At 54.8% G+C, this 3,106-nt stretch carries 3 protein-coding genes; all 3 read left to right on the top strand.

Annotated elements, in window-relative coordinates:
* The coding region (locus KB557_RS10280) for a UDP binding domain-containing protein (RefSeq protein ID WP_255133908.1) at positions 1-264 on the top strand (264 nt) is incomplete at its 5' end.
* Positions 265-456: 192 nt separating this feature from the next.
* Positions 457-2,739, top strand: a complete 2,283-nt coding sequence (locus tag KB557_RS10275; protein WP_255133906.1) for a tyrosine-protein kinase domain-containing protein — start codon at positions 457-459, stop codon at positions 2,737-2,739.
* A 111-nt stretch (positions 2,740-2,850) separates the two neighbouring features.
* Positions 2,851-3,106 (top strand): GDP-mannose 4,6-dehydratase (locus KB557_RS10270; protein WP_255133903.1); only part of this gene is annotated, 256 nt, incomplete at its 3' end.

Below are 3,106 nucleotides of genomic sequence, written 5' to 3'. Positions count from 1 at the left end.
ATCGCTGTCGATCTTGATCAACAAACAGGTACATCAGAAAATCGCTCGGGAGGCTGGCACCTTTCTGCTAGCCCCGCAGAAGCTGTGAGCGGTGCTGACGCCGCATTGGTGCTTACCGAATGGCAGGCCTATGCCTCGCTCGAATGGAAGGTTCTGGCCGCCAGCATGCGACAACCTGCCTGGCTGTTTGATGCCCGTGGCATTTGCGATGCTGCAGCCGCCCGCTCAGCTGGGCTACAGGTGTGGCGTCTTGGCCTCGGCTGAAGTAAAAGGGCTAATGTGGTGTATACATCAATGCAAGGAGCGGCAATTGACATCTAATCGCCATCACCACTGTGGAAAATACATAAACAGACGGGTAAAATCATGACCATTGCACCGCCATCCGCCGCTGCGCAACCTGCGCCTACATCCAGCACGCCTGGTTCGCCCTGGTCCCTGAAACCCCAGAGCCAGATGCCGGAGCAAGCGGCAATCCAGGATGAGAATAGCCTTGGCTTGGGAAAGCTATGGACGATCCTCCGCCGACGGAGCCTCTGGTTCGGACTCACATTCGGCGTTGTGTTCACCTCGGTAGGTGTAGTTTCTGTCGCCCAGTGGCTATTTAAACCTCAATACAGTGGTGGCTTCCAGCTCCTGGTCCGAGACCCATTGGCCGAGGGTAGAGAGAAAAATAATGGTGATCTGGCCTCCCTCGCAAGAGTAAACACCTCGGTAGACGTACCAAATTTAGTGGAGGTGCTGCGAAGCCCGATGCTATTGGGTCCGCTTGCTAAGCAGCTGGGGCTTCGCCAGTACGCTCTGCAGCGCATTGTTTCAGTTGGGCTGGCATCAAAAGATAGTGATGTTCTAAACGTGACTCTGCTCTGGGACAACCCAAAGCAGGGCAAGGTACTGATTGAGGCACTGGCCAGAAACTATCTCGACTATTCTCTGCGCAGGCGGAAGGAAAAGCTTAACCAGGGCCTTCAGTTTCTTGATGAGCAGGCACCGGGACTCCAGCAGAGGGTTGTACAACTTCAGCAAGAACTCGCTACCTTCCGCAGCATCAATACAATGTTAGCACCGGAGGAACAGAGCCGGATGCTGGAGGGGAGCCGCGCCGGTCTCGAGGGAGAAATTCGAGCTTTAAGGCAGACCGAGGCACAGCTTCAGGGCCTTCTCGCCATGGTTCAATCTGGCCAGTTGGTGTCGCCATTCCAGAATCCCTCCTCCGCTTCAGTTACTGGAATCTCGAGTCCAGCCGACAACATCCAGAGCAACTTCTCACCACTGTTCTCTGAACTGGTTGAAGTGGAGGGTGAGCTTGCCAAGGTTCAATCTTCATTCCGAGGCGATTCGCCGCTGGCTCAGAGCCTGCGGGCTCGCCGTGACCAACTGCGACCCCTGCTCCAACGGCGTGAGCAAGACGCCATCCTGTCGGCCCTGCAGGTCAATCGGGTTCAGCAGCAAAAGATGCAGGATCAGTTCAGCAGCCTCGGAGCCGAGTTTCGCCGCAATCCGGATCTGATCAAGAACTACGAAGCCCTGCAACAGCGCTTGGCGGTGGCCACCGAAAACCTGGGTAGCTACTTCAAAGCACGAGAAAGTTTCCGCCTTGAGATGGCTCAAAGTACGGTTCCCTGGCAGGTAATTTCACCACCCCAGTTTTCGGATATTCCGGTGGAGCCAAACTTGCAGAAACGTCTATTCATGGGGCTGCTATTGGGGCTTGTAGCCGGAGTCGGTGTTTCAATTCTGCGGGATAAACTCGATCGTGTGTTCCACTCATCCAGTGAGGTGGAAGAGCTGCTGAAGCTGCCCCTGCTCACTGGGGTTCCTTATCTGCCTCTAGATCCCAGTAAGCCGATTGCCGAATCGATTAAGAATCTGGAACCTGAAGAGTTATTCACGCTACGCGAGTCGCTGCGCAGTTTCTATCAATCGTTACGCACTCTCCGCGCGAACCGCACACTGAGGGTGGTGGCGATTACTTCATCTGCCGCCGGCGAGGGCAAAACCACCACAACAGCCCTGCTTGGGCAAACTCTGGTTGATATGGGCATGAAGGTGCTGCTGGTCGATGGAGACCTGCGTCGGGCTCGACTACATCGACGCCTTGGCCTTGACAATTCCCGAGGCATCAGTGAGTTGTTCGGCGAAGCCCCTCCCCCCTTGGAGGAGCTCTATCAATGGGTCAACCCGAATCTGGCCTTACTGCCAGGCGGCCAGAGGCTTCCAGACCCAGCGCGCCTGCTGAGTTCGGAACGCTGCGGTGAGATTATCCAGCAGATCCGTGATCAGCAGCAGTTCGATCTGATCGTGTTCGATACACCTCCTGCTCTTGAGCTGGTAGATCCACTGTTGATTGCAGAACACATGGACGGTTTGATCCTACTTGTTACACTGGGCAAGATTCCTCGTGAGCTGCCAACTCAGGTAGTTAGCAAGATCCAGCAATCGGGTGCAGACCTGCTAGGGGTGGTGACAAACCAGCGGGTTGAATCCATAATTGGTCAGGGCCATGGCTATGGCTATGGCTATGGCTATGGCTATGGCTATGGCTATGGCTATGGCACAACCAGTCGCTACAGCCCTTATGCCTATTCCGATACCACTGTCCCTCAGAGTGATACTAAGCAAAACCCACTTCCGAAGAGAGCAAACCAAGCCTGGTCATTCGTAAGCACTATGTTGGACGGGCAAAAAACCAACTCCCAAACCAAACAGGAAAAGGAGAATGATGATCATGATACCTAAAGTATTTCCTCTGTATTAAAGATAATCCGAAGAGTGCTATGTGCAGATGAGATGCTTTTCCCTCTTGGCAAGTCCCATAGCAGCTGAAGCATCACCACCACCACCCACCTGATGAACAAAACCGCACTGATCGCCGGGGTCACCGGCCAGGACGGCGCTTATCTGGCCCACCATCTGCTGAGCCACGGCTATCGGGTCGTAGGCACCAGCCGAGATGCCCAAATGGCGAACCTGTCGCGGCTGGAGCGGCTGGGAATCTCAGGCAATGTTGAGATGGTTTCGTTGGCGCCAAACGACTTTCGCAGTGTCTTGAAAGTGGTGAGCTGCGTGCAACCTCAGGAGATCTACTACCTGGCCGGCCAAACCA

Source organism: Synechococcus sp. Cruz CV12-2-Slac-r, from assembly GCF_024346075.1.
Taxonomy (GTDB): domain Bacteria; phylum Cyanobacteriota; class Cyanobacteriia; order PCC-6307; family Cyanobiaceae; genus Synechococcus_D.
This window is presented reverse-complemented; position numbering and strand designations above follow the sequence as displayed.

Excerpts from the sequence above, each read along its gene's own strand:
- KB557_RS10275 (WP_255133906.1), top strand. The coding sequence starts at position 457 with ATGCCGGAGCAAGCGGCAATCCAGGATGAGAATAGCCTTGGCTTGGGA.